Annotated in this window: 1 pseudogene; it reads right to left on the reverse strand. The window is 84.6% G+C overall.

Features of this window, described 5'->3' with window-relative positions:
* Positions 1 to 102: pseudogene (locus tag Ga0609869_RS18330) on the reverse strand (GAF domain-containing protein); the annotation flags it as partial.
* Between the last annotated feature and the right edge of the window lie 152 nt (positions 103 to 254).

Raw genomic sequence — 254 nt, forward strand, 5'->3', positions numbered from 1 at the left:
GTGCAACTCGCAGGCCATGGTGGCCATCAGCGCGACCGTGTCGGTTTCGCCCTCGGTGAGCGCGGCGAGCGTCTTGGACAGGGCGTCGTAGTCGATCCGCATGGGCGGTGCTCCTTGGCGACGGGGCGGGGGGGGGGGGGGGGGGGGGGGGGGGGGGGGGGGGGGGGGGGGGGGGGGGGGGGGGGGGGGGGGGGGGGGGGGGGGGGGGGGGGGGGGGGGGGGGGGGGGGGGGGGGGGGGGGGGGGGGGGGGGGG

Origin of the sequence: Rhodovulum iodosum (assembly GCF_041020385.1) — a bacterium.
Classification (GTDB): Bacteria; Pseudomonadota; Alphaproteobacteria; order Rhodobacterales; family Rhodobacteraceae; genus Rhodovulum; species Rhodovulum iodosum.